A 23,409-nucleotide genomic window follows, 5' to 3' on the forward strand; every position below is an offset into this window, starting at 1 on the left:
AGGTAAACATTTATGGCCGACTCACCCAACAACCTCGCTCACGAACATCCTTCACTTGAACACTATTGGATGCCTTTTACCGCCAATCGCCAATTCAAAGCGAGCCCTCGTTTACTCGCCCAAGCTGAAGGTATGTATTACACAGATATCAATGGCAACAAGGTATTAGACTCTACAGCGGGCTTATGGTGTTGTAATGCTGGCCATGGTCGCCGTGAGATCAGTGAAGCCGTCAGCAAACAAATTCGGCAGATGGATTACGCTCCCTCCTTCCAAATGGGCCATCCCATCGCTTTTGAACTGGCCGAACGTTTAACCGAACTCAGCCCAGAAGGACTCAACAAAGTATTCTTTACCAACTCAGGCTCTGAGTCGGTTGATACCGCGCTAAAAATGGCTCTTTGCTACCATAGAGCCAATGGCCAAGCGTCACGCACCCGCTTTATTGGCCGTGAAATGGGTTACCATGGCGTAGGATTTGGTGGGATCTCGGTGGGTGGTTTAAGCAATAACCGTAAAGCCTTCAGCGGCCAGCTATTGCAAGGCGTGGATCACCTGCCCCACACCTTAGACATTCAACATGCCGCCTTTAGTCGTGGCTTACCGAGCCTCGGTGCTGAAAAAGCTGAGGTATTAGAACAATTAGTCACACTCCATGGCGCCGAAAATATTGCCGCCGTTATTGTTGAACCCATGTCAGGTTCTGCAGGGGTAATTTTACCACCTCAAGGCTACTTAAAACGCTTACGTGAAATCACTAAAAAACACGGCATCTTATTGATTTTCGATGAAGTCATTACCGCATTTGGCCGTGTAGGTGCAGCATTCGCCAGCCAACGTTGGGGCGTTATTCCAGACATAATCACCACGGCTAAAGCCATTAATAATGGCGCCATCCCCATGGGCGCAGTGTTTGTACAGGATTATATCCACGATACTTGCATGCAAGGGCCAACCGAACTGATTGAATTTTTCCACGGTTATACCTATTCGGGCCACCCAGTCGCCGCAGCAGCAGCACTCGCCACGCTCTCCATCTACCAAAACGAGCAACTGTTTGAGCGCAGTTTTGAGCTTGAGCGGTATTTCGAAGAAGCCGTTCATAGCCTCAAAGGGTTACCGAATGTGATTGATATTCGCAACACCGGATTAGTCGCGGGTTTCCAGCTAGCACCGAATAGCCAAGGTGTTGGTAAACGCGGATACAGCGTGTTCGAGCATTGTTTCCATCAAGGCACACTCGTGCGGGCAACGGGCGATATTATCGCCATGTCCCCACCACTCATTGTTGAGAAACATCAGATTGACCAAATGGTAAATAGCCTTAGCGATGCAATTCACGCCGTTGGATGATGCACTCTTTTTAATTTAAACGCCGATAAATCAGGGAAATAAAGGTTAGCTATGCTCAAGATTACACACTATGTAAATGGCCAACACACTCCAGCCAGTACAAGAAGCCAAGATATTTTTGAACCCGCTACCGGCGAATGCCGAGGTCAAGTCTCCCTTGCAAGTTCCGATGAAGTCGCTGAGGCGATTGCCATCGCCAAATCTGCCTTTGACGCTTGGTCACAGGTAACGCCCCTTAATCGCGCTCGTGTACTCTTTAAATTCAAAGCGTTAGTCGAGCAGCATATGGATGAACTCGCACAGCTCATCACCCTAGAGCACGGCAAAGTGATCGATGATGCCAAAGGAGAACTTATCCGCGGCCTCGAAGTTGTCGAATTTGCCTGTGGTATCCCGCACTTACTCAAAGGGGAGCACACGCAGCAGGTTGGTGGTGGAGTGGATTCTTGGTCCGTTAATCAAGCTTTAGGTGTTGTCGCAGGCATAGCGCCCTTTAACTTCCCCGTGATGGTTCCCATGTGGATGTTCCCAATCGCGATTGCCTGCGGCAACACCTTTATCATGAAACCCTCGGAAAAAGACCCAAGTTCAGTGATGCGGATTGCCGAGCTGCTCAAACAAGCAGGCTTACCCGATGGAGTGTTTAACGTGATCAACGGTGATAAAGAGGCCGTCGATACCCTGCTCTGAAGAATCCCCTGATGATTTTCAGATAAATCATTAAATTAGAGTGAACTTGCACCTTGAAGTGTGATCAGATGGAAGTGCGAACAAACATCAATCACAGGGCATCAAGGTGCAAGTGTTAACTATCTTACATCAATCTCTCTATCAACATTGTCCAGAAATCCATCAAAAGCGACTGAATACACTCATGGTCGCCTGCAAAGCCCTCATCAACGCGGATTGTCTCACCCTCACGCATTTAGGGCGGCACATTGATGGCACCAGCACTCATACTAAACACTCAATAAAACGCATGGATAGATTATTGGGCAACCCGCACCTTCACCATGAAAGACTGGCTGTTTATCAGTGGCATGCAAAGTGGCTGCTAACAGCACATACGATGCCGACCATACTGGTGGATTGGTCTGATATGCGTGAAGGTCGTGAACTGATTGCACTACGCACCTCTATTGCGATTAAGGGCCGCTCTATCACGCTCTACGAGCGAACATTTCCGTTAGTACTACAAGGCACACAAACTGCCCATAATCAGTTTCTGAATGAACTCCATAAAGTGTTACCTGACAATATTACCCCGCTGATAGTCACTGACGCGGGCTTCCGTAATCCATGGTTTCGAAAAGTCGAGCAGCTCGGTTGGTATTGGCTGGGTCGTGTCAGAGGATTAAGTGTCTATCGGCTGCACCCCTTCGGTCGCCAATTTTCGCTAAAAGCGCTTTATCCCAAAGCCAGTCGTCGCGCAAAACATGTTGGGCGAGTGGCGTTATCGGTAAAGAAACCCTTGTTATGCGAGATGGTATTGTTCAGGGCTCCAAGTAAAGGCAGAAAAGGTCAGCGAAGTACGACAACAGACTGTCACCATACGGCGCAATGGACGTATGAACTGACCGCCAAAGAGCCTTGGGCACTGGTGACCAACTTGACCATAGAAGCCATGTCGCCTCAAAAACTGGTTAATATTTACCAAAAACGGATGCAAATAGAAGAAACCTTTAGAGATTTAAAAAGCCCCGCTTATGGCTTTGGTTTACGTCATAGCAGAACACGTTATGCGGCGAGGATGGACATACTGCTATTGATAGCATTATTGGTACAACTGGCATTTTGGTGGGTAGGATTATACGGAGAAACACAGCAATTACAGCGGCACTTCCAAGCCAACACGGTAAAGAAAAGGAATGTGCTATCAACAATCAGGATGGGCAAAGAACTGCTGCGGCGACGGCATGACTACCCCATATCAGCAGATGATTTGCTTTGTGCTGCGAAGAAACTAGCCCAACTCTCATTAACTCATGGTTGTTGGGGCTATGAATTATGAGGGGATCCTACAGTACCCTGCTCACTCATCCAGATGTGCAAGCCGTTAGTTTTGTCGGTTCAACGCCAATCGCCGAGTATATCTACAGCACCGCATCCAAACACGGTAAACGAGTACAAGCCTTAGGCGGCGCAAAAAACCATATGCTACTGATGCCGGATGCGGATTTAGATCAAGCGGTAAGTGCACTGATGGGCGCAGCCTACGGCAGTGCGGGCGAGCGTTGTATGGCGATATCGGTCGTGTTAGCTGTGGGTGATGTGGGTGATGAATTAGTGGAAAAACTATTGCCGCAGATCCAAAACTTAAAAGTCGGCAACGGTCTTAACCCCGAAATGGAAATGGGGCCACTCATCTCTAAACAGCATCTCGCCAAAGTCGCTGATTATGTTGAAACAGGTATTCAAGAAGGCGCAAGTTTACTGGTTGATGGCCGACAATTATCCGTTGCCGATCATCAACAAGGTTACTTCCTTGGGGCGTGTTTATTCGACCATGTCACGCCGGATATGCGAATTTATCGCGAAGAAATCTTCGGCCCTGTGCTATCAATTGTTCGAGTCAAAGATTATCCCACTGCACTTAAACTGATAAACCAACATGAATTTGGCAACGGCACCGCCATTTTCACCCAAAGCGGTGAGGCTGCCCGTCATTTTTGTCACCATGTGCAGGTGGGTATGGTCGGCGTAAACGTACCAATCCCCGTACCGATGGCTTTCCATAGTTTTGGCGGCTGGAAACGCTCACTGTTTGGACCTTTGCATATGCATGGCCCTGATGGTGTTCGTTTTTATACCAAACGCAAAGCAATTACCGCTCGCTGGCCTGTAGGCAAACAGACTCAAGCTGAGTTTGTAATGCCGACCATGAAATAACATCGACTGGAGCCCTATATGACCATGAGCGTCACGTCGATCATTCGCTTTGCCAGCGCACAACCGCCAGTGGAGAGCTATCAAGTCGCTCCTGAAAAGCGTATTGCAGGCAATCCCACCCAGCAATTACAAAATCATTATTCTAGCCCTTGTAACCAATTTCATAGTGGAATTTGGCAAAGCGAATCAGGCGCTTGGAAAATCAACTACACTGAATATGAGTATTGTGAAATTCTCGAAGGAACCAGTGTTATTACCGATCTTGAAGGACAGTCTCAAACCTTCAGTGTCGGTGACCGCTTTATTATTCCGGCGGGATTTCAAGGTGTGTGGCAAGTAGTCACCCCCTGTCGCAAGGTGTACGTCATCTTCGAGCAAAACTCACGTTTATAGAGGTGAATTTTACCTCTATAGACAAAGTTAAAGCGATTTAGCTTTACCGCCATGAGGTCACAGCAACGGGGATTCCTAGGCTGTTGTTTGGCAAATCATCGGATGTATAAGCCTGTTTTTAAACACCAAACTTCGTATATCCGTGTCAATCAAGCAAATGGGAGAAATACCGTGAATAACAATCTACAGAAAAAACGGCTAGCACAACTTGCAGGGCTTGCGCTGACCACCAGCTTATTTTCTAGCATAGCCGCTGCTGAAGTGTCTGGAAATATCAGCTTGACTAACGATTATCGCTTCCGGGGGGTCTCACAAACGGCTGGCGATTTCGCGGTGCAAGGGGGTATCGATTGGAGTTTTGAGTCAGGGTTCTCCGTCGGTGCATGGGCGAGTAATTTGGACTATGATACGCCAGATTATAACGGCCCAGATATCGAGTATGATTTCTATGCTGCCTACGGCGGTGAAGTTCACGATAACCTCAGCTATGACATCACACTTTATCGCTATAACTATTCTGGCGAGAGTGATTTAGGCTATTTTGAAATGACTGCGGGAGTCGAGTTTAGCGGATTTCGCGTGGCGTATTGGTATACCAATGACTTCGGTGGCAGTGATTTAGACTACCACTATGGTGAACTCAATTACTCCTACGAGTTTATTGAACACTGGAGCCTCAATCTGCACTACGGTTACAGCATTGGCGATGCGTTAGATGATGGTGAAGACTTTGATAGTTATTCAGATTATTCAGTTGTCGTCTCCACTGAATTATTGGGATTGGGCCTATCACTGGCTTGGCTTGGCACTGATTTAAGTAGTGAGAAGAAAGTCTCTGATGGTGTATTTCAAAATGATGATACCGTACTCGCAAGCGTCAGTTACGCCTTCTAAGTGCGTTTATCTCATCAGACAAACGCCCTTACTCTCAAGGGCGTTTTTTTGCACAAGTGTCATTAAAAAGCCCTCTTTCGAGGGCTTAGTGATTTAGTGATCGTGTCATTTATGGCTTTATTATTTAGCAGACCAACTGCGCATCTTATGGCCTTTGACAGCATAGAAAAGAATAAACAGGTAGCAAGGTAACATCACCATATAACCACCCTGCTGCCCCATATCCGTAGCCGAACTCATTAACCCCCAAGACACCGGACCAAAGGCACCGCCCGCAATACCCATGATAAGGAGCGCAGAACCTGTGCTCGTTAACTTGCCCATACCAGACAAGGCTAGAGGCCATACTGCAGGCCATACGATCGCATTAGCTAACCCTAAGAAGGCAATCAACAACAAGGTATCAGGTAGAGCTACACCGCCAAAAGGAACCAATAGAAGATTTGCAATTGCGTAGGAATTGTTATCTCCAAACAGAATGCCTAATGTTAACAATAGGCCAAGAATTGCAGAAATCATCAGTGCCGTAGGTTGAGAAATAACGCGAGGAATCAATAATATCCCTAAGATATAACCGAGAACCATACAGACCATGGTATAGGACGTCATCACTCCATAATGATCAATACCCAAGGATAATGCAAAGGTGCCAATGGTATCGCCAGCAATCACCTCTACCGCAACGTACACAAACAGCGCCAACACGCCTAACGCTAAGTTAGGGTGAGATAATGCCGCTTTAATTTGGCTTTTATCAGTATGATCAGCAACTTCGTCTTCATTAGATAACTCTGGCAGCGGGGATTTCTTTACCGCTAACGCCAAAATACCGATAAACACAGCCATACCTAAGTAGGGTAAGACTAAACCATTAGCCATTTCATCAATTTGCACTTGCGTCAACGTTGTGCCAATACGGTCTTTAAAGCTATCTAAAATCAACGCAGAGAACACTAATGGCGCAATCACCCCCGCGCCTTTGTTCAAAATCCCCATGACACTAACACGCGCTGCCGCAGATTCTTCAGGCCCAAGGCGAACAACATAGGGGTTGACCGCGGTTTGCAGTAACGTCTGCCCCGCACCCATCACTAATTGGGCAAATAAAAATAGGGCGAAGACTTGAGTCTTCGCCGCAGGAATAAACAGTAAGCCAGCAATCATCATCACGCCCATGCCCAAGGCCATACCATTTTTGTAGCCCACTTTACGGATTACCCAAGCTGAGGGAAGCGCAGTAAAAGTCACCGCAATATAGAAAGAAAACAGGATTAATGAAGCTTGGAAGGGATTAAGTTGCAAAATTTGTTTTAAATAGGGCATCAAAGATCCATTCAACCAAGTTGCGAATCCGAGGATGAAAAAGAGTGCTGCCACTATCGCCATGGGGAGAAAACTGCTTTTCTGCTGGCTTTTATCGAGTGTCATTTCCATAAACCTGCTTCTTATAGTAATTAATTTAAGGTGATTGCGGGACTTAAATCCGCTGAGTATTGCACACATCCCTATTGCAACTCATCTGCAATGGCTAATGTTATCATCCGAACTCACCATTGTTTCAGCGATGTTAAAACAAACAACACAAAAAGACAACGCTGTCATTTGTAATTTAATCCTAAAAATGCCGCCTTGAACGTCACAATAAACCCTAAACGCTTAGCTAGATCCTGATTTAAAACCAAAGATGCGTCTGACAACTACCTAATATGAAATAAAAAAGCCGCAGAGTTCACTCTGCGGCCTGATAAAAGCACAAAATAACGAAAGATTAGATCCGCACAAAAATCTTGCGCCGATACATCCAATACAGCACTAGCCATTGTACGTTGAGTAAACTGACCACCGCCCCTAAAGGCTGGGCATATTCTGGCAATACCGCTATGACGCCGCCAAACACACTTTGGGCAATATACTTCCAATCCACTAGGCTCGATGCCAAATAAATAATGATGGCGTTAGTTCCTATCACCACAAACACAAACACGAGTTTTTGCCATTTAAGCACATCGACTAGCGCATAAAACAGCGCTAACAGCAGCATGCTCCAACCTGAAGTGACTAACACAAAAGAGCTGGTCCACAGTTCTTTATTCACGGGAATAACGGCATCTAATAACCAACCTAAAGCTAAACAAACGCCGCCCGCAGCGCCAAGTAAGCCGACTTTGGCCCACTCCCCTTTGGGATGTGATTTCACAATAAAGTGGCCAACAAATACACCGGCTAAGGCATTGACCACCGCAGGGAGTGTCGATAACACCCCTTCAGGATCAGGCATTCGTCCTTGATAGCTCACACCCGGTAATAACAGGCTATCGACATACGCATTGATCGACACAGTCGGTGATAACACTCCCGCCTGCCCTCCGGGGAACGGCAACCAGAGTTGCATCGCGCCATAACCGACTAATATGCCTACGGCCACCAGCACTTGGGTACGTAAACTGGTATGCCACACTAACAAGGCGGCAAAAAACCATGCGAAGGCTATACGGCCTAATACGCTGGCATAACGAATTTTGTCAGGATCGACAGGTGCTCCCGTTCCCCAACCATGGTTATACAAAATACCGAGCAACAACAGTAAAAACAGCCGCTTAACGCCATGGCGATAAACAGGCAGGCGCTCATGTAGCGGTAATTTATCCAAACGCTTTGGCGATAAGCCAAGGGCTACGCCTGAGAGGAAAATAAATAGCGGAAAAATCAAATCATAGAGGCGAAAGCCATGCCACTCACTATGGTGCATCTGGGTATCGCCCCATTGCCAACCAGCCCACCCCGTAAAAATCAACAGGGCACCAAATAGTGCTTCGCCACCTAAAATCCAAAACATGTCAAAACCACGCAGGGCATCGAGAGACATCAATCTTGGCTTTGGCTGACTATTGTTAGCGGTAGCGACCTGAGCATTGATGCTCACATTAGCCGCCAGTTCAGGCGCAGTCGTACTCATTCCATTTTCCTTTATTATTGTTATTTAATGATTTTTATACATTTTGAGCAAAATGCAGACTGTACAATAAAAAAACTTAGCCCCTGTCATCAAAATATGACAAGGGCTAAGGCTAACTCGCGACTGACTCACTCAGCATTACGGGCGAACATAGACCGCATTTCCGGCAATGTAGTTTGCCAGCACTTGATACTGATTATCCAGCAGCACTAAATCGGCGCGCTGCCCTACGGCTAACCGACCAACACTATCGGCAATGCCAAGGAACTCAGCAGGATACAAGGCCGCCATTCTCAACGCTTCACCTAGCGGTAAACCAAGCATATTCACCGTATTATGGACTGCACTTGCCATGTCTAAAACACAACCAGCCAGCTCACCGGTGACCGCATTTAATCGGTCACCGACACGCAACACCTGAGTACCAAACAACTCAAAACTGGTTTCATCGTCCATACCCACAGGTGGCATGGCATCAGTCACTAACATCATCTTGCCACGAGGTTTTGCCCGCAGAGCAATTCGAGCTGCAGCGGGATGCACATGATGACCATCAACAATTAAGCCACACCAAGCCGTTTCGCTCTCAATTGCCGCACCCACCACACCAGGCTCGCGGGAACCTAAGGGTGACATCGCATTATATAGATGGGTAAAACCTGTCGCCCCAGCCTTTAAAGCCGCAACAACCGTATCGTAATCTGCGTTGGAGTGCCCTAAACAGACCTTAACTCCTGACTCGACTAATAAGCGGATCACCTCAGGAGAGACGTTTTCAGGTGCTAAAGTGACAACGCGGATACCTAAATCCTGACGGCAAAAGATCGCCAGTTCCGCTTCGGTGATCTCACGGATAAAGCCTTGTGGATGCACACCCTTTTTAGGCACAGATAAATGCGGACCTTCGAAATGTACCCCTAATACACCAGCACTTTTTTGCGCAACCGCAAGAGCAACGGCATCGGCCGCCTTAGCCATCACCTGCACATTATCGGTAATCAACGTGGGTAAAAAACCTGTGGTGCCAAAACGCGCATGCGCCTTACCTATGGTCTCGATGCAAGCGACTGTAGGACTAGTATTGAATAATGCTCCGCCGCCGCCGTTAACTTGCACATCGATAAAACCTGGCACCAGCGTTCCTGTATAGCGGACTTCTTTAGCACCAAGAGCGGTATCAAAGCTTGCAATCAGGCCATCCTCAATGGTGACAGGCACATCCTGATGGAAGGATTCGCCATCAAATAATTGCTCGGCAATTAAAGTGAATTTCATCCCAAACCTCTTTTTTAAATTAACACGGCGACAACGACCATCTTCTACAGCGTTTGAGTGACTTTTTTCAGCCCTGCTGGTTGGTCTGGATCAATACCACGGGCAATGGCTACTGCGGCAACATCAATATAAAAACGTTGTAGCAGGGCTAACGGCGCCACTCGTGGGTGAATATCCGTCGACGTTTGATTTAAATGCACTAAATCGGCACCACGTTGGCTCACATTTTCAATCTGTTCGATATGGCTAGCGTAAGACTCATCGCCAATGCACACATCCACAATCGTGAGTTTTTTCTCAACTAAGGTCACTGGACCATGGAGAAACTCTGCGCTACTAAAGGCTTCTGCGTGGATTGAGCATACTTCTTTTAACTTAAGCGCAATTTCCTTAGACACCGCATAACCTAAGCCACGGCCTAACACGACTAAGTTTTTAACGTTTTCAACTGACTCAGGCGTCAGTTGTGGCTCAGCAACAACCGCCGTTTGCAGCGCTTGCGGTAAAGAGCTTACCGCTGCGGCAAGGGATTCGCTCTGCGTCCACGCCGAGGCTAATTGCAAAATTGCTGACAATGTGGCGAGATAACTCTTGGTTGCAGCAACGGCTTTTTCTTCGCCAGCACGTAATGGCACCACCACATCGACGATGTCCTTGATTGGCGCGGTTTCATCATTGACTAATGCCACACAAAAGGCACCCGCATTTTTTGCCATACGCGCTTGGGCTAAAATATCAGGGCTGCGGCCAGATTGTGAAATCACAATCACTAATCCGCCTTCTAACTTCAAGGTTTTACCATAAACGCTGGCTACCGATGGTGCAGCGGCAAACGTTGGCACACCGACTTCGATTTCAAACAGATACTTAGCAAACACGCCGGCATGATCCGAGGAACCACGGCCAACGATCATCACAAAACGAGGATCAAAAGCACGCAGTTTTTCACCTAACTGCTGCATAAGATCGGCGTTAGCGGCTAACTGACCCGCTATCTTCTGCGGTGCGGTTCGCGCTTCTTGTTCCATAATAGTGTTTGTCATGTTTTTTTACCTTCAGATCTGATACTGATTCAGTTTTAGTACTAATGTGCTAAAACGACTTATTTATTAAACTGTTGCTGAATTAAATTGCTGCTGTGCGTAGTACATAGCACCCAATTCTGGCGGCGCTAAAGTCTCAGAAATCTTTGCCACCACATCGCTACCAAGCCATGCCTGTAAAGGTTCAGCTAAGCCACCAATCATCGAGAAACGTACAGGGTTGAGCATAAAAAGTTTTCGCGCCATTTCGCTAATATAATCAGCACCTTCTTGTACTATCGCGATAGCAACTTGATCCCCGGCGTTAGCACAATCGAGCACGTTTCTCGCAAGTTGCGCATAACAACTCGAAGACTTGCCCGCCAGGTGCTCAACGATACCCAAGGCATCTTTCACCCCTAAATGGCTTAACAACATCTCAGTTAAGGCGGTCGGCGTGGCAAACCCATCGAGCGCGAGTAGCACATGCTCGGCAGCTTTGAGCCCCAGCCATGCACCACTACCCTTATCACCCAACGCAAAACCATGGCCGCCTATGCTTAAGCTAGCATCACCCACATGGGCATAACCGCAAGAACCCGTGCCAGTAATAATCACTGCCCCATCCGCACCACGATGTGCACCAATACACGCGGTATGCAGATCTGTGGTGACATACATGGCGGCAAACGGATGCTGCCAGTTAACAACATCCTGATACAGGCGCGGCACATTGACTCCCGCGAGGCCCAATCCCGCCACCAGCAAATGGCTATCAGTCGCTTTCATCCCAGCATCTAGCAGAGCTTGATGCGCCGATGCTTCAATGGATTCAAATGTTTGCGCAAGACCATGTAACGGATTAGCGCGCCCAGCAACACCTGTCCCTAAAACGGTACCGTCTGCGGTATAGATAGTGGCTCGGCACTTACTGCCGCCGCCATCAACGCCGATAAACAGTTGTTGATCATTTGTCTGGACTAATCCCATGACATCCCTCTTTATCTCTTAGTGCAGCGCTACCGTTGCGAATAACTTATGCCGTTAATACGACACCTAACTTTAGTTAACTCAATGTTACAGCAAAAATGACAGCGTTGTCATTTACTTTTTGAAGCAATTTCTAATCAAACGTCATGATGAAGAAATGGCTGAAATTAAAACGAAAAATGGCTGTATTTTTCTTTTTAAATACAGCCGTATACATAAAAAATTAATTAACGATTAAGCTTCTGCCTTTGCGGATACCATCAGCAGCAATAGCACGGATCTCAACGGGCGCAGTCACGGCCTGCCCAGCTTGATAAGCTTGCCATTGGCCATTTGCTTGGCGGAACTCCATCTTAAGCCCTGGATACGCCACATTAGCGAACAGTTTGCCGCCTTGGATCTTGGCGCCAACCGTAGGAACACGATAATCAATACCGGCCTTATCGAGTTTGATAAACTCTTTATGCCCTAAGGTATTGGCCATTTGTTGCCAAGATTGCGCCTGTGCGTCACGCATTGCCGCAGTAAAGTGCCCGGTGCTTTGGTTGTACAATGCACCTTGATATTGGTAAGGCACTTCCCACTCTGCTTGATGCCAAGCTCGCTCAGCCAGCATCAATAAACGAGGGAAAATCATGTACTCCACGGTATCGTTGCTGCGAATGGTTTCACTCCACAACTGCCCCTGTAAACCAGCAAAGTTTTTACCTTGCTCCCGTGGTCCAGATTTTTTGCCTTTCTCGTCGGTTCTTGCCCTATCGTCGGCCTCGAAAGGCAGATTTTGCAAGTCGGTCCACTGCTCCGCATTCGCCACTAAGTTATCCGGCATAAAGCTAAACACTTTGTGCGCGTTGGTGGCGCGGCTGGCCCAATAATAGCCATGCTCTTTAGGATCGGCTTCGTAGGGAAAATCAAAATAAAGCACTTCAGGATTCGAGAGTACTACATCCCAACCGTTGTTCACTTGCTGGTTTGCATGCTCATATCCTTTGTAGGCAATTACATCCCAAATATTGGATTGGACTTTAGCTGGCATATAGCTTGGGCGAACATGGCTCATGCCATCACTCCAACCTGCGGCTTCAATGCCTTTTTCTGCCAGTTGATTCGATATCCGCTCAATAAAGTAAGCGCCTAAATCCTCGATGGATTTCACTCCTTTATCGTTATTGGCCACAAAGGATAAACACTCAGGAGATTGCTTCCACGCTCCTGCGGTTTCGTCGGCGCCGATATGGTATCGAGTTAATGGTTGCCCCGCGGCTTGGTGTAATTTGGCAATTTCATCAATCACTTTATCAACAAACTGATAGGTCGATTCCATACAGACGTTCAGGGTGTTGTCGTTGTAATACTGCACTGAAGAATACACAGTCGTATCAGCCGCATCCGACAATAAATAGGTTTTCGCCTCCGTAGGCTTGCCTTGGGCGAGTAATTTACGGTAACGCGCCTCCATGGATTTTATCGCCGCGCGGCTATGACCAGGCATATCCATCGAAGGGATCACTTGAATTTGGCGCGCATTGGCGTATTTGAGAATATCGATGTAGTCTTGTTTACTATAGAAACCATTAACACTCGACTCGGCAAAAGGACCACTACCAAGCTGCGGTAACAAGCAAGTATTCTCCTCAAGATCGTGACAACGCTTACTACCAATGTCGGTCAGCTCAGGCAGGCCATCAATCTCTAAGCGCCAACCTTCATCATCGGCCATATGCAGATGTAATTTGTTGAGTTTGTAAGCCGCCATTTGATCAATCAGTGCAAAAATCATCGCCTTACTGTGGAAATTACGTGCCACATCGATATGCATACCGCGGAATGGATATCTTGGGCTATCTTCAATTGTCATCGCATTTACGCGCAAATCCTGCACATCGATTAAACTGGTAAGCGATGATAACGCATAGGAAAATCCTGCCGCATCACCTGCGGCAATCTTGATACCATCAGGTTTAATATCCAGCAGATAACTGCCCTCAGCGCCTTGGCGCCAGCTCAGTTTCATCACTAAGCCTTGTTCTGACTCTTTAACGCCCAAACGTGCTAAGCGTTCAAGCGCAGCTGCAACTTGGTCGGTTTTAAAAGACTGTTTTTCAGCGGATGGACTGGACACTGACGCGACATCCAATTTAATGCCAGAGGAGAGTGATACCACTTTATCATTGCTGTGGAGCACCACCGTTTTTGGCGTTGGAATAATCGTATTCACCGCTAAACTGGCATCTTCACTGACATTTTGGTTATTGCTAAATAGCTGTGATGCGGTCGCAGGCGCCAATTTATCCGCATCAGTGCGGCTATACTGTTTCACCATATCGGTGAACGGCTCGACATAGGGACGCACTTCCATTCGAGTCTCAGGATCTTGCTTCACTTGAGTGCTGGCAATCACCACTGGCGATAAATCCCCAGCAACAATGTAATAGTTTGGCATGGCATCGGTTTCTGACAGTTGCCAAAGCTCACCACGGAACCTTAAGGTCTTTTTAACCCCTTTGCTAAAACCGCTGAATGCCTCGGTAGGCGCGATGCGATAGAGATCGCCCTTGATATGAGTGATAGAAAACTCTTTACCCTCAACAGATTGAACCGGGCGCATCTGGCTAAAATAAATCGCCCATTCCTTGCCAATGAGATCGACTTCAGGAACAAAATCAATTTCAGCCACAAAGCAGCGCCCCTCAGCGGCGGCCTTATCACAGTTATCGTCAGGTCGATTAGTGAGAACCCGGTAGGTAACGCCTAAATTATCCCCAAACTGCTGCAATTGCGCTTGGGTTAATAGCGCTGGCGTGGGTTGCTCAGCAGAGCTTGGCGCTGGCGTATTTACAGTTTTAGGCCCTTGGCTACAGGCACTTAAGCCTAATGCAAATAAAATGGCGGTGGCGGCAATCGTTTTACTCATGATATTCCTTTTCTAGCTTCAGAAATGGCTACAATCTGAAGGAAGTTACTAACGCTCGCAGTCTTTCCCCTTGGTGAAACAGTCGCTCACTCGATTGCGCTAAGTGCTCACTATCGAGGGAGGCAGAACCTGAGACATTGGCAAGATCATTTAATGTACGAGAAATCGCTTCGGTGACACAGGTTTGCTCCTGCGCCGCATGGGAAACTTCGATATTCATATTACTGATATTTGAGACTAAATCAGTCACTTTAGACAGCACAAGCTTAATTTCTTCCGAACGGTTGACCCCTTGATTTGATAAGGTTTGACTCGCTTGCATTACACTGTCGGTTTCGGCTACACGGCTTTGCACTTTTTGGATTTCACCCGTAGCCTGCTGCGTACGTATAGTATTAATAACGATGTCATTAGCACTGGCACTCAATTGACTGATGACTGTAACCGCGGCTTCGGTTTCTTTGAGCTGCGCAGGTACTTGATGATGATTGGTGTGAGATACAGCCCCAAACGACTTGGCAAACTTAGCCTCATCAGTTTTACGAATAATTAATAATCTGTTACCAAGCAATCCCTTAAACAGTGGGATCCGCACGGGGAACATGGTTTCCTCAAGCACCTTGGAAGTCATGCTCCAAAATACGTCAACAGTGCCAGCAAGTGCTTCTTCCGCATTGCGTTTTGGCTTCATCTGTGTCGACATTTGCTCAACTTCATATACTTTGCCAAAGCGGCGTAGCGCCTCTTTGAGTAGATTGAACAGCCAAGTTTGTTGAATCGTGGTCACGATTTTAGTGGGAGAAGCGCGGCTTGCAGATAATATGTTAGCGTTTACTGCAGTGGACGGTACGTTAATAGCATAAGTCGCGGCAAAAGCGGGCGAGAGTAATCCGGCAAAAACAGGCATCACAAAAATGACCCCAAACCTACCCATGCAGAGTGTAGTGCGCTGAATCTGGATATGAAATGCCATGCGCAGCATTGCAACCATTTGCTTGATCATAAATCGCAGCCTCTTATTACTGGATTATCCAGCGAGTTTTTTATTTATTAATGCCGCTAGCTTGTGCTAATCCCTACTGCCTTGTTCTAGCTAAAAAAATGGCTGGGCACTGCTTACAGTACCCAGCCAACGCTAGTTTCTGGGGAGAGACTATAAAAAATGTTAAAGACAAACGTACCGCCGCCCGACCAGCAATACTTCTGCCAAACACATGAATAAGGAGACCTCATCCTCTTCATGCAGACCTTACTAAACAACGAATCACACAAGCAGATGACAGCGTTGTCATTCATTAAATTACACAAGAAAGAACAGGATTTCTACATTTTTTTGACAATTATTATTGCCTTTTTAGAGAAAAAGGCATTTATTACTTAAATTTCATATATTTAGTTATCATTCTTTTATTTCCCCAACTATATAACAACGCTGTCAGTGACTGACAACATGAGCGCAACAATTCACATATCACACCCTGTCACCATTAAAAAATGCTCTCATATATCCCGACCTTTAAACGTAAAAATACTTTTAGTGGCCAATATTATCGATCCTTAACGATACTGTTCCTTCTGTTAAGCGCATGGATAGTTTGGTTTATCCAATTCGCACAACCATTTGATTTAATTAAAAAATATGGAAAGTTTGTATTTTTAGGGATAACAGGAGCTATCTTCGACAATTCAACGGGTGCGGGCGGAGGCGTTATTTTCATCCCTGTGTTCTCTAGTTTAGATTTTACAGAAGCTCAAAGCGTTTCAACGTCTTTTATGATCCAATGTTTTGGCATGACTGCGGACGCGCTTTCATGGTCAAGATATTATCAACTGCATCATATGGATAAAACTTGGCATGGCTTTGTTCCAAGTATCTTGCTTTGTGCATGCTTTTCAGTACTTGGCCTTTGGAGCGCGAGTTATGGCAACTGTCTTCGCCGTCTTCACTCCATACCTGCTTTAGTCTTTTCTCTATCCCACTTGGGATCGCAATCATTTTCAGCAGTCAACGGCGTTATTTTTCCCAGTCAAAACCTTAAAACTGTTTTTTGCAAGTTGGATTATTTTGACTGGGAGTGTGATGCTAGCAAACTAAATAGCCCCAATTACAATAGTTCGCTTTAATATTATTAAAACGAACTATATAAATTTGAGTTTATTTTTCCATCACTAAATCAATTAAACTTAATGAGCAAAGGTGCGCGTAAATAGCCGAATAGAAACCTCGTTTAGCAAAATCAAGCAATGTCGTATCGTCTAGCTGCTGCAGTTTGCCTTCATCTATTGTATATATTCCATCAATATTAGTTTTAGTGGCATCAAGTGCAGTCACTGTTAATGTTCGTGTTTGTAACAGTCCATGATTGAGTAACACTTTGATAAAGTACTTTGTCATATCATGATAACTAGCCTGCAAACTCGCCAATTCAAGTTTTTTTGATAAATAGGTCGTTTGTTTTCCTGAATCATCAAATAAACGATGCGCTTCATGTTCTGCCACAGATGAATTATTAATATCGATACCTAAGATAACTTTGTCGTTATCTACATAGCTCATTCCAAATGGATACAATTGAACTTGAATAGGTAAGTATCGAGATTGCCACTGGCCGTTTTTGAGTAACATATTGGTATTTGGCTTAAGTGCAGTAATCGCAATTGAGAGAAACTCACCAGTTTGAGCATTTTTTGTAAACACGATCGGAAAACTGGTCGCTGCAGACATAAACTCTTGAACCTGCAGAGGTAACATATGCATAGTCTCAAAAAGACTGTAATCAACCTGATCCCCAATCGCTAAATTTTTATGATTTGCATCATTTAAAGGTACAAATTGTGTTTTCATTTTATTTTTCCTTTTTACACACCAAAGTAAAGCGCTTAGATAGGTTGCAAACCATAAGTACAAATTTTATCAATCAATTCTCTATGTTCAGGTAACCCCTCTAACATCTGACGCTTCACATTCGACATGTTACTCATATAAGCATTCAAATTAGCTTTTGCGACTAAACCTCTATCATGCGGTTGAGTCGGGTATTTCATCCCATAAAGAACATATAAATAATTGTCTAAGTTGAACACCTCAAACTTTGAGGGAAAATCCTCTGCAATAGGGCTAAATGACTTCCACATGTTAAGTCGCTCTTTTAACGGCTCAGAAATTGTCTCTTCACGCTGATTATCAAGCCAAAATGCCGAGTCAGTTCTATCTGACAAACAATAATGCAATTTGGCAAACTCAACGACCCGCTCCCATGCATAGCCCACGGTATCATTAAACCGCTTTGCCAAATAATCAACATCATCTATATTCGCAGGGAAACGTTCAGCAAGAAATCGAGCAGAAAAGTCCGTTAATAAAATAGAAGTCGCTTCTATGGGCTCTAAAAAGCCCTGCGCCAGCCCTAATGCAACGCAGTTTTTGACCCAAAATTGCTGACGATAGCCGACAGTCATTGGGATTTTACGATGGGGAATATCGGCAAGTTTACCACCAAGATAATGGTCAAACTTTCGCTCAGCTTCAGCTTGATTCATATGCGCTGATGAATATACAAATCCTGTACCGCGGCGCTGGGTAAGTGCAATATCCCAAATCCATCCCGCTTGATGGGCAGTTGCTTTGGTATAAGGGGGAATAACATCAGCAGGCTGGGTCGGAATTTGCGCGACTAATGCCGTATCAATAAAAAGTTGCTGCGCTTTACTGATAAATGGCACTTTTAATGCCTTGGCTAACAAAATAGATTCAAAGCCACTGCAATCAATATAGAAATCAAAAGATAGATTCCCCTGCTCAGTCTGCAATGACTCGATAGCGCCATCTACACCTAAACACACGTCGTGTACTGTCGTTAAAATATGCTCTACATTAAATTTCTCAATGGCATTTTTAGCAAGTAATTTAGCAAACTTTGCCGCATTGAGGTGATAGGCATAGCCTAAAACACCAGCATATTCTGGCGTAGTAATGAGCTTTGGTGCTTTAGCAACTTCGCAAGCTAAATGCTGTGTGGAAACAAAATCGGCAAAATGTCCGCTTTGTTCGGCCAACCAAGCCGATACTGCGTCACCTTGGTGTAAATTAATGATATCGAATAGATGATGATAAAAATTATGCTTACCGTGACGGGTTTTATCTAACCAGTTCACAAATTTAATCGACTGTTTAAACGTAACATCGCAGGTGCGAATAAACTCTGACTCACTGATACCAAAACTCTGTAATGATTTTCTAATCGAAGGCACTGTACCTTCCCCGACACCAATAATAGGAATATCAGGAGATTCAATCACTGAAATAGATAACCCTGAACGCCCCTTCAACGCTCGGCCTAAATGGTTCGCCGCTAACCAACCTGAAGTACCGCCACCTATAATAGCTATTTTTCTGATTGTCATAACGAGCCTCTAATTTGGAGAAACCTAAGTTTATTATTAAAGTTATTGATAATAAAAAGCCTAGCGAATGCTAGGCTTTTTCGTGACAGAATTAAATTAGAAGCGCAGCGCCATACCAAGCTGATAACGCGCCTCACCCTCAAAACTCCATACAGGGTAATCGGCTTTAAACTCACTGATCACGCCTTTGGCATCAAGTGGAGCTACACCTTTTTGGATGCTGTCCTCTTCGAATAAATTCACCACTTCAAATGTGACAGATAAATAATCAGTCACATTGTAGTTAGCGCTTAAATCTACTGTGCCATAAGCTTGATGTTCGCGGTTACCGTAGAAACCTGGTAATTCACGCATCATATATTCTGAGCGCCAGTTATAGGCCGCACGGACAGAAAAATCATCCATTTCATAATAGCCCACTAAGTTTACAGTGTGCTTAGATGAATCAGAGAACACACCTACACGATCAGCGTAATTTTCAGCAGGTGATGATGCATCAGCAAAAGTATAATTGACTAAGTAACCTAAACCATTATCAAACGCATCTTGTAACTGCAATTCAATACCATCGATTGAACCACCGGTGGCGTTAAAATATTCAGTCACAGTCCAACAATCATAGACACCAACACCACAAGAACTGACGCCTTCCTTGATTAAGTTAGGATCTTCAATACCGATTTGTTGCTTTAATGTCTCTTTGGTAGAAATAAAGGAACTAACATCTTTAATAAAATAAGTCGCAGCAAACAAACCTTCGCTACTGAAATACCATTCTACACCTAAATCTGCTTGAGAAGCTTTAAAGGGTAATAAAGCCACATTACCTATTACTTTCTTTTCATTATTAGGCGTGCCGTCATCAAAACCTGGCAATCTATTAGTTGCAAATAAATCGGCATAATTTGGTCTAGAGATAACTTGCGCGGCCGATGCTCGTAATATCACATCGCTTGCTAAATCAAAGGCAATGTTCATACTTGGCAGCACATCATTATAACTGGCTTTATCTGTGCTTAAATCATCGGCATAAACGCCTTTATTATTTAACGCATAATAATCTGATTCAATATCAGTAGAGATATATCTTAAGCCGAAGTTACCGCGAACACCTTCACCCGCAAATGTAGCCATAGTGTACAACGCTAAGTTTTTCTCTTGCAGCGTACCGTAACCAGATTTATCTAAGGTAAAGCCATCAATAGCAGCATAGGCGTCTCGAATCATGTTATCAAAAATAGGCTTGGGTAAGGTAAAACCTGCACCCGATGAAATCGTACCTGAATAGTATTCTGAGGCATTCTTAGCCATAACATTAGACACTATTGCTTTTTCAGTGGTTTGAGTCACTTCATGATCAGCATAACTTAGGCCTGATTTAATTGAAGTAATGACCCCAAATTCAACTGGTACAGTAATATCAAAAGTCGCAAACGCTTCTTCGTCGGTGTTAGGTTGCTTTTTAAGCGCCCAACCCGCCGTTTCTAACTTGTCATTAAAATCACTGGCATCAAAAGAATTATTGGCAATATCAATTTTAATCACATCACCAGTTGCATCATAGATACCGGCAAAATCACCAGGTTTACCAATAGACTGACCATAGTTTGAGGTTAAATCAGTACCGCCCTCAGCCTTCGTTTTACCAATGCGCCCTTCTAACTTATAGTCTTCAGCTTGATAGGCAAAATCTAAATCTACGGTATCGGAAGACATACTGGCTTTACGAGCCCAAGTTTGTGCCCACGCAAAACCACCTTTACCGGTATGCTCTATTAGGGTACAAACGCCTGCAGCGTTCTTCTGAATACACTTGTTCTCACCTTGCTGAGTCGGGAACAAGAAAATAGAAGTATTGGCATTATCGGCATCAAGCTGCAGACTCATTACATTAAGACCAAACTCGAGCGCATCGGTTGGACGATATTGGAAAGCAGCATTAATTGCAGTACGTTCACGATCTTGTTGAAACGTAGTTGGTACGATTTCGCCCCAACCTAATAGCGTTTCAATACCGTTACGTTGGTATTGGGTTTTATCGAGTGAACCAGCCAATAAGAAGCCGAATTTTTCATCGTCGTCTTTCCAGCTATATAAGCCTGAAGTTTGCGGGTCAATTTCTTCAGAAACAGTACCATAATCGCCTTTTGCGCTTAAGAATAGTGAATTTGCTTCTAAATCAAGCGGCTTACGGGTTTTTACTGTAATAGTACCGCCAACACCACCTTCAGCAATATCTGCTTGAGATGATTTATTGACTAAGATGCCCCCGACAAGTTCAGGCGGTAGCAAACTATAATTAAAGCTACGATCAATCGCTTGTTGATCAAACCAACCAGTCGAAGCAACAGTATGGCCGTTTAATAAAGTACGAGTCAATTGGTTAGATGCACCGCGGATAGACACTTGCTGTCCTTGGCCAAACTGACGATTGACTGCAACACCGGGAATACGCGCTAAAGATTCACCGACATCACCATCAGGGAATTTACCAATATCTTCAGCGGTAACAGCATCAACCACAGAGTCAGAAAAACGTTTATCGTTTACAGAGGCTTTCATTGAAGCACGCATACCACGCACTTCAATCTTTTCAATATTTTCTGGAGCAGCTGCAGTGGCTTCAGCCTCAGCAGCGACAGCACTGATTGAAACAGCGCTGCCGAGTAGAATAGCAATGTTTGTAGCTAGTACACTTTTCTTAAAGGATGATGGTCGCATCTCGTTTCCCTTCCATAACTTTATTATCGTTTTAGTATTCATAACCATTCCGATGGAATGACAACGCTGTCATGTCTAGAGCAAACATTACACAATAATTAACAGCCTTGCCACAACAAAATAACTCTGGACGAAAAAAAATGTCATAAAACTGACTTTCGCGGGTTCAAAAGGGAATATATTCAAGTAAAAATAATCACTTAAATAACATGATGTAAAATTACAACTTATAACGGTGTGTTAACAGTTGAAAAATGCCGCAGTTTGTAACAATTGAGCATTGCCATAAGGCATAAATGCTCGCACTATAAGCAATATAATAAAAGTTAACCGACAAGGTTGTCGGCTTGTAAATTGTGCTTAAAGGATTTAGGTTCATCAATCCAGTAGCCCTTCACAAATTCGAATAAAGAGTTTTTAGATCAATGAAAGTCACTATCAACGACGTAGCTAAATATGCTGGAGTGTCAATCAAGACGGTTTCCCGCGTAACCAATAATGAACCTTCAGTGAAACAAGCCACAGTTGATAAGGTGAACGAGGCCATCAAGGTATTAAACTACCAACCCAACCTAGCAGCGAGAAATCTTGCAGGCACAAAATCCTATGCTATTGGTTTTATTTATGATAACCCGAACGCTTATTACATTATTGATATGCAAAATGGGATTTTATCGGCATGCAAGGATAAAGGCTATGAGCTCGTTATTCACCCTTGTAATGCTAAATCAGATACAATTTGCGATGAGCTGACTCAGCTAGTGAAATATTCTAGGCTCGCGGGTTTAGTATTAACACCGCCACTTTCAGAAGATCCAAAAGTGCTTAAATCCCTCAACGAAATCGATGCTAATTATGTCCGCATTATTGCTGGCGAGGGGATTATAGAGCCAGATGGTCTCACCATTTTAGTAAATGACAAATCTGGTGCAGTTGAAATAACCCAGCATTTGATTGATTTGGGGCATAAAAATATCGCCTTTTTGAGTGGTGATTTGCACCACGAATCCACAAAGGAGCGGTTACTAGGTTATAAACAAGCATTAACAAAAAACCATCTAATTCTGAATGAAAATTACATAATTGAAGGGAAATACTCATTTGAATCGGGGGTAGAAGGCGCAAATACCCTGATAAAACTTAAAAACCGCCCTACCGCTATTGTTGCTTGTAACGACGAAATTGCTGCAGGAGCACTTTTTGCGGCGCGTTTAGCAGGGCTTGATATTCCTGGCGACTTGTCGATTGTAGGATTCGAGGACAGCCCGTTCTCACGCCAAACTTGGCCAAAACTCACAACAGTTCATCAACCCAATTCTGAAATTGCCCAAGTCGCAACAGAGCTATTAATTGCTAAACGCCGTGAGCAAGATGCAAAGTTTACGAAAACATTTACACCAGAGCCCGTTATCCGAGACTCTTCGGCTTCACCTAAGCACTAGAGCGTGTTGACGTTTTAAGAATATTTTTGCGGCAATGTGCCGAACGTTTATCTCAGAGAAGTCCGAGAGGTGTCGTTATTCTTCATAAACGAACACTAACTCAGCAGAAATGCCTTAACTGTATTGATACACCTTAACTAAGAAATGCCACCCTAA

Annotated in this window: 16 protein-coding genes and 2 pseudogenes; 8 read left to right on the forward strand and 10 right to left on the reverse strand. The window is 44.8% G+C overall.

Features of this window, described 5'->3' with window-relative positions; translation table 11 throughout:
* Positions 1-12 precede the first annotated feature (12 nt).
* The 6 genes and pseudogenes from aptA to SO_RS16370 all read left to right on the forward strand — a co-directional run bounded on the left by aptA (position 13) and on the right by SO_RS16370 (position 5,529).
* On the forward strand, positions 13-1,353 hold the full coding sequence (aptA, locus tag SO_RS16345) for an omega-aminotransferase AptA (protein ID WP_011073338.1): 1,341 nt from the start codon (positions 13-15) through the stop codon (positions 1,351-1,353).
* 51 nt (positions 1,354-1,404) lie between these two features.
* A pseudogene (locus SO_RS16350) lies at positions 1,405-2,040 on the forward strand (aldehyde dehydrogenase family protein); the annotation flags it as partial.
* Between the two features lie 109 nt (positions 2,041-2,149).
* A complete protein-coding gene (locus tag SO_RS16355; RefSeq protein ID WP_011073339.1) occupies positions 2,150-3,364 on the forward strand; it encodes an IS4-like element ISSod3 family transposase in 1,215 nt (404 codons plus the stop codon).
* A gap of 14 nt (positions 3,365-3,378) precedes the next feature.
* Positions 3,379-4,242: pseudogene (locus tag SO_RS16360) on the forward strand (aldehyde dehydrogenase family protein); the annotation flags it as partial.
* Positions 4,243-4,260: 18 nt separating this feature from the next.
* Positions 4,261-4,635, forward strand: a complete 375-nt coding sequence (locus SO_RS16365; protein WP_011073340.1) for a cupin domain-containing protein — start codon at positions 4,261-4,263, stop codon at positions 4,633-4,635.
* A gap of 171 nt (positions 4,636-4,806) precedes the next feature.
* A complete protein-coding gene (locus SO_RS16370) occupies positions 4,807-5,529 on the forward strand; it encodes a TorF family putative porin (protein WP_011073341.1) in 723 nt (240 codons plus the stop codon).
* A 120-nt stretch (positions 5,530-5,649) separates the two neighbouring features.
* Here SO_RS16370 and nagP read toward each other — a convergent pair whose 3' ends face one another.
* From nagP to SO_RS23270, 7 genes are all read right to left on the reverse strand, one after another.
* A complete protein-coding gene (nagP, locus tag SO_RS16375) occupies positions 5,650-6,957 on the reverse strand; it encodes an N-acetylglucosamine MFS transporter NagP (protein ID WP_011073342.1) in 1,308 nt (435 codons plus the stop codon).
* A gap of 340 nt (positions 6,958-7,297) precedes the next feature.
* Positions 7,298-8,485 carry a transmembrane glucosamine N-acetyltransferase NagX gene (nagX, locus tag SO_RS16380; protein WP_011073343.1) on the reverse strand — a complete coding sequence of 396 codons (1,188 nt, stop codon included), beginning with the start codon at positions 8,483-8,485 and terminating at the stop codon, positions 7,298-7,300.
* Between the two features lie 138 nt (positions 8,486-8,623).
* Positions 8,624-9,760: an N-acetylglucosamine-6-phosphate deacetylase gene (gene nagA, locus SO_RS16385; RefSeq protein WP_011073344.1), complete on the reverse strand. Its 1,137-nt coding sequence runs from the start codon at positions 9,758-9,760 to the stop codon at positions 8,624-8,626.
* A gap of 44 nt (positions 9,761-9,804) precedes the next feature.
* Positions 9,805-10,803 carry a glucosamine-6-phosphate deaminase NagB-II gene (nagB-II, locus tag SO_RS16390; protein WP_011073345.1) on the reverse strand — a complete coding sequence of 333 codons (999 nt, stop codon included), beginning with the start codon at positions 10,801-10,803 and terminating at the stop codon, positions 9,805-9,807.
* Between the two features lie 66 nt (positions 10,804-10,869).
* A complete protein-coding gene (gene nagK / locus SO_RS16395) occupies positions 10,870-11,772 on the reverse strand; it encodes an N-acetylglucosamine kinase (protein WP_011073346.1) in 903 nt (300 codons plus the stop codon).
* Between the two features lie 223 nt (positions 11,773-11,995).
* Positions 11,996-14,686 (reverse strand): family 20 glycosylhydrolase, encoded by a 2,691-nt coding sequence (locus SO_RS16400; RefSeq protein ID WP_011073347.1) that lies wholly within the window; start codon positions 14,684-14,686, stop codon positions 11,996-11,998.
* Between the two features lie 28 nt (positions 14,687-14,714).
* A complete protein-coding gene (locus SO_RS23270) occupies positions 14,715-15,689 on the reverse strand; it encodes a methyl-accepting chemotaxis protein (RefSeq protein ID WP_405130453.1) in 975 nt (324 codons plus the stop codon).
* Between the two features lie 491 nt (positions 15,690-16,180).
* Here SO_RS23270 and SO_RS16410 point away from each other — a divergent pair, with 491 nt between their 5' ends.
* On the forward strand, positions 16,181-16,810 hold the full coding sequence (locus tag SO_RS16410; protein WP_238560495.1) for a hypothetical protein: 630 nt from the start codon (positions 16,181-16,183) through the stop codon (positions 16,808-16,810).
* A 31-nt stretch (positions 16,811-16,841) separates the two neighbouring features.
* On the opposite strand, the gene SO_RS16415 is transcribed toward SO_RS16410, so the two are convergent.
* From SO_RS16415 to SO_RS16425, 3 genes are all read right to left on the reverse strand, one after another.
* On the reverse strand, positions 16,842-17,531 hold the full coding sequence (locus SO_RS16415; protein ID WP_011073348.1) for a SapC family protein: 690 nt from the start codon (positions 17,529-17,531) through the stop codon (positions 16,842-16,844).
* A 35-nt stretch (positions 17,532-17,566) separates the two neighbouring features.
* Positions 17,567-19,090 (reverse strand): tryptophan halogenase family protein, encoded by a 1,524-nt coding sequence (locus tag SO_RS16420; RefSeq protein WP_011073349.1) that lies wholly within the window; start codon positions 19,088-19,090, stop codon positions 17,567-17,569.
* Positions 19,091-19,186: 96 nt separating this feature from the next.
* Entirely contained in the window at positions 19,187-21,811 is a 2,625-nt protein-coding gene (locus tag SO_RS16425) for a TonB-dependent receptor (protein WP_011073350.1), read from the reverse strand.
* 425 nt (positions 21,812-22,236) lie between these two features.
* Between SO_RS16425 and SO_RS16430 the strand changes: the two genes are divergently transcribed.
* Positions 22,237-23,253 (forward strand): LacI family DNA-binding transcriptional regulator, encoded by a 1,017-nt coding sequence (locus SO_RS16430; protein WP_011073351.1) that lies wholly within the window; start codon positions 22,237-22,239, stop codon positions 23,251-23,253.
* Positions 23,254-23,409 lie beyond the last annotated feature (156 nt).

This window comes from Shewanella oneidensis MR-1 (assembly GCF_000146165.2).
GTDB classification, from domain to species: domain Bacteria; phylum Pseudomonadota; class Gammaproteobacteria; order Enterobacterales; family Shewanellaceae; genus Shewanella; species Shewanella oneidensis.

Excerpts from the sequence above, each read along its gene's own strand:
- SO_RS16425 (WP_011073350.1), bottom strand. The coding sequence starts at position 21,811 with ATGCGACCATCATCCTTTAAGAAAAGTGTACTAGCTACAAACATTGCT.
- SO_RS16430 (WP_011073351.1), top strand. The coding sequence starts at position 22,237 with ATGAAAGTCACTATCAACGACGTAGCTAAATATGCTGGAGTGTCAATC.
- SO_RS16420 (WP_011073349.1), bottom strand. The coding sequence starts at position 19,090 with ATGACAATCAGAAAAATAGCTATTATAGGTGGCGGTACTTCAGGTTGG.
- nagX (WP_011073343.1), bottom strand. The coding sequence starts at position 8,485 with ATGAGTACGACTGCGCCTGAACTGGCGGCTAATGTGAGCATCAATGCT.
- nagB-II (WP_011073345.1), bottom strand. The coding sequence starts at position 10,803 with ATGACAAACACTATTATGGAACAAGAAGCGCGAACCGCACCGCAGAAG.
- aptA (WP_011073338.1), top strand. The coding sequence starts at position 13 with ATGGCCGACTCACCCAACAACCTCGCTCACGAACATCCTTCACTTGAA.
- nagP (WP_011073342.1), bottom strand. The coding sequence starts at position 6,957 with ATGACACTCGATAAAAGCCAGCAGAAAAGCAGTTTTCTCCCCATGGCG.
- SO_RS16410 (WP_238560495.1), top strand. The coding sequence starts at position 16,181 with ATGCTCTCATATATCCCGACCTTTAAACGTAAAAATACTTTTAGTGGC.
- nagK (WP_011073346.1), bottom strand. The coding sequence starts at position 11,772 with ATGGGATTAGTCCAGACAAATGATCAACAACTGTTTATCGGCGTTGAT.
- SO_RS16415 (WP_011073348.1), bottom strand. The coding sequence starts at position 17,531 with ATGAAAACACAATTTGTACCTTTAAATGATGCAAATCATAAAAATTTA.
- SO_RS16365 (WP_011073340.1), top strand. The coding sequence starts at position 4,261 with ATGACCATGAGCGTCACGTCGATCATTCGCTTTGCCAGCGCACAACCG.
- SO_RS23270 (WP_405130453.1), bottom strand. The coding sequence starts at position 15,689 with ATGATCAAGCAAATGGTTGCAATGCTGCGCATGGCATTTCATATCCAG.
- SO_RS16400 (WP_011073347.1), bottom strand. The coding sequence starts at position 14,686 with ATGAGTAAAACGATTGCCGCCACCGCCATTTTATTTGCATTAGGCTTA.
- nagA (WP_011073344.1), bottom strand. The coding sequence starts at position 9,760 with ATGAAATTCACTTTAATTGCCGAGCAATTATTTGATGGCGAATCCTTC.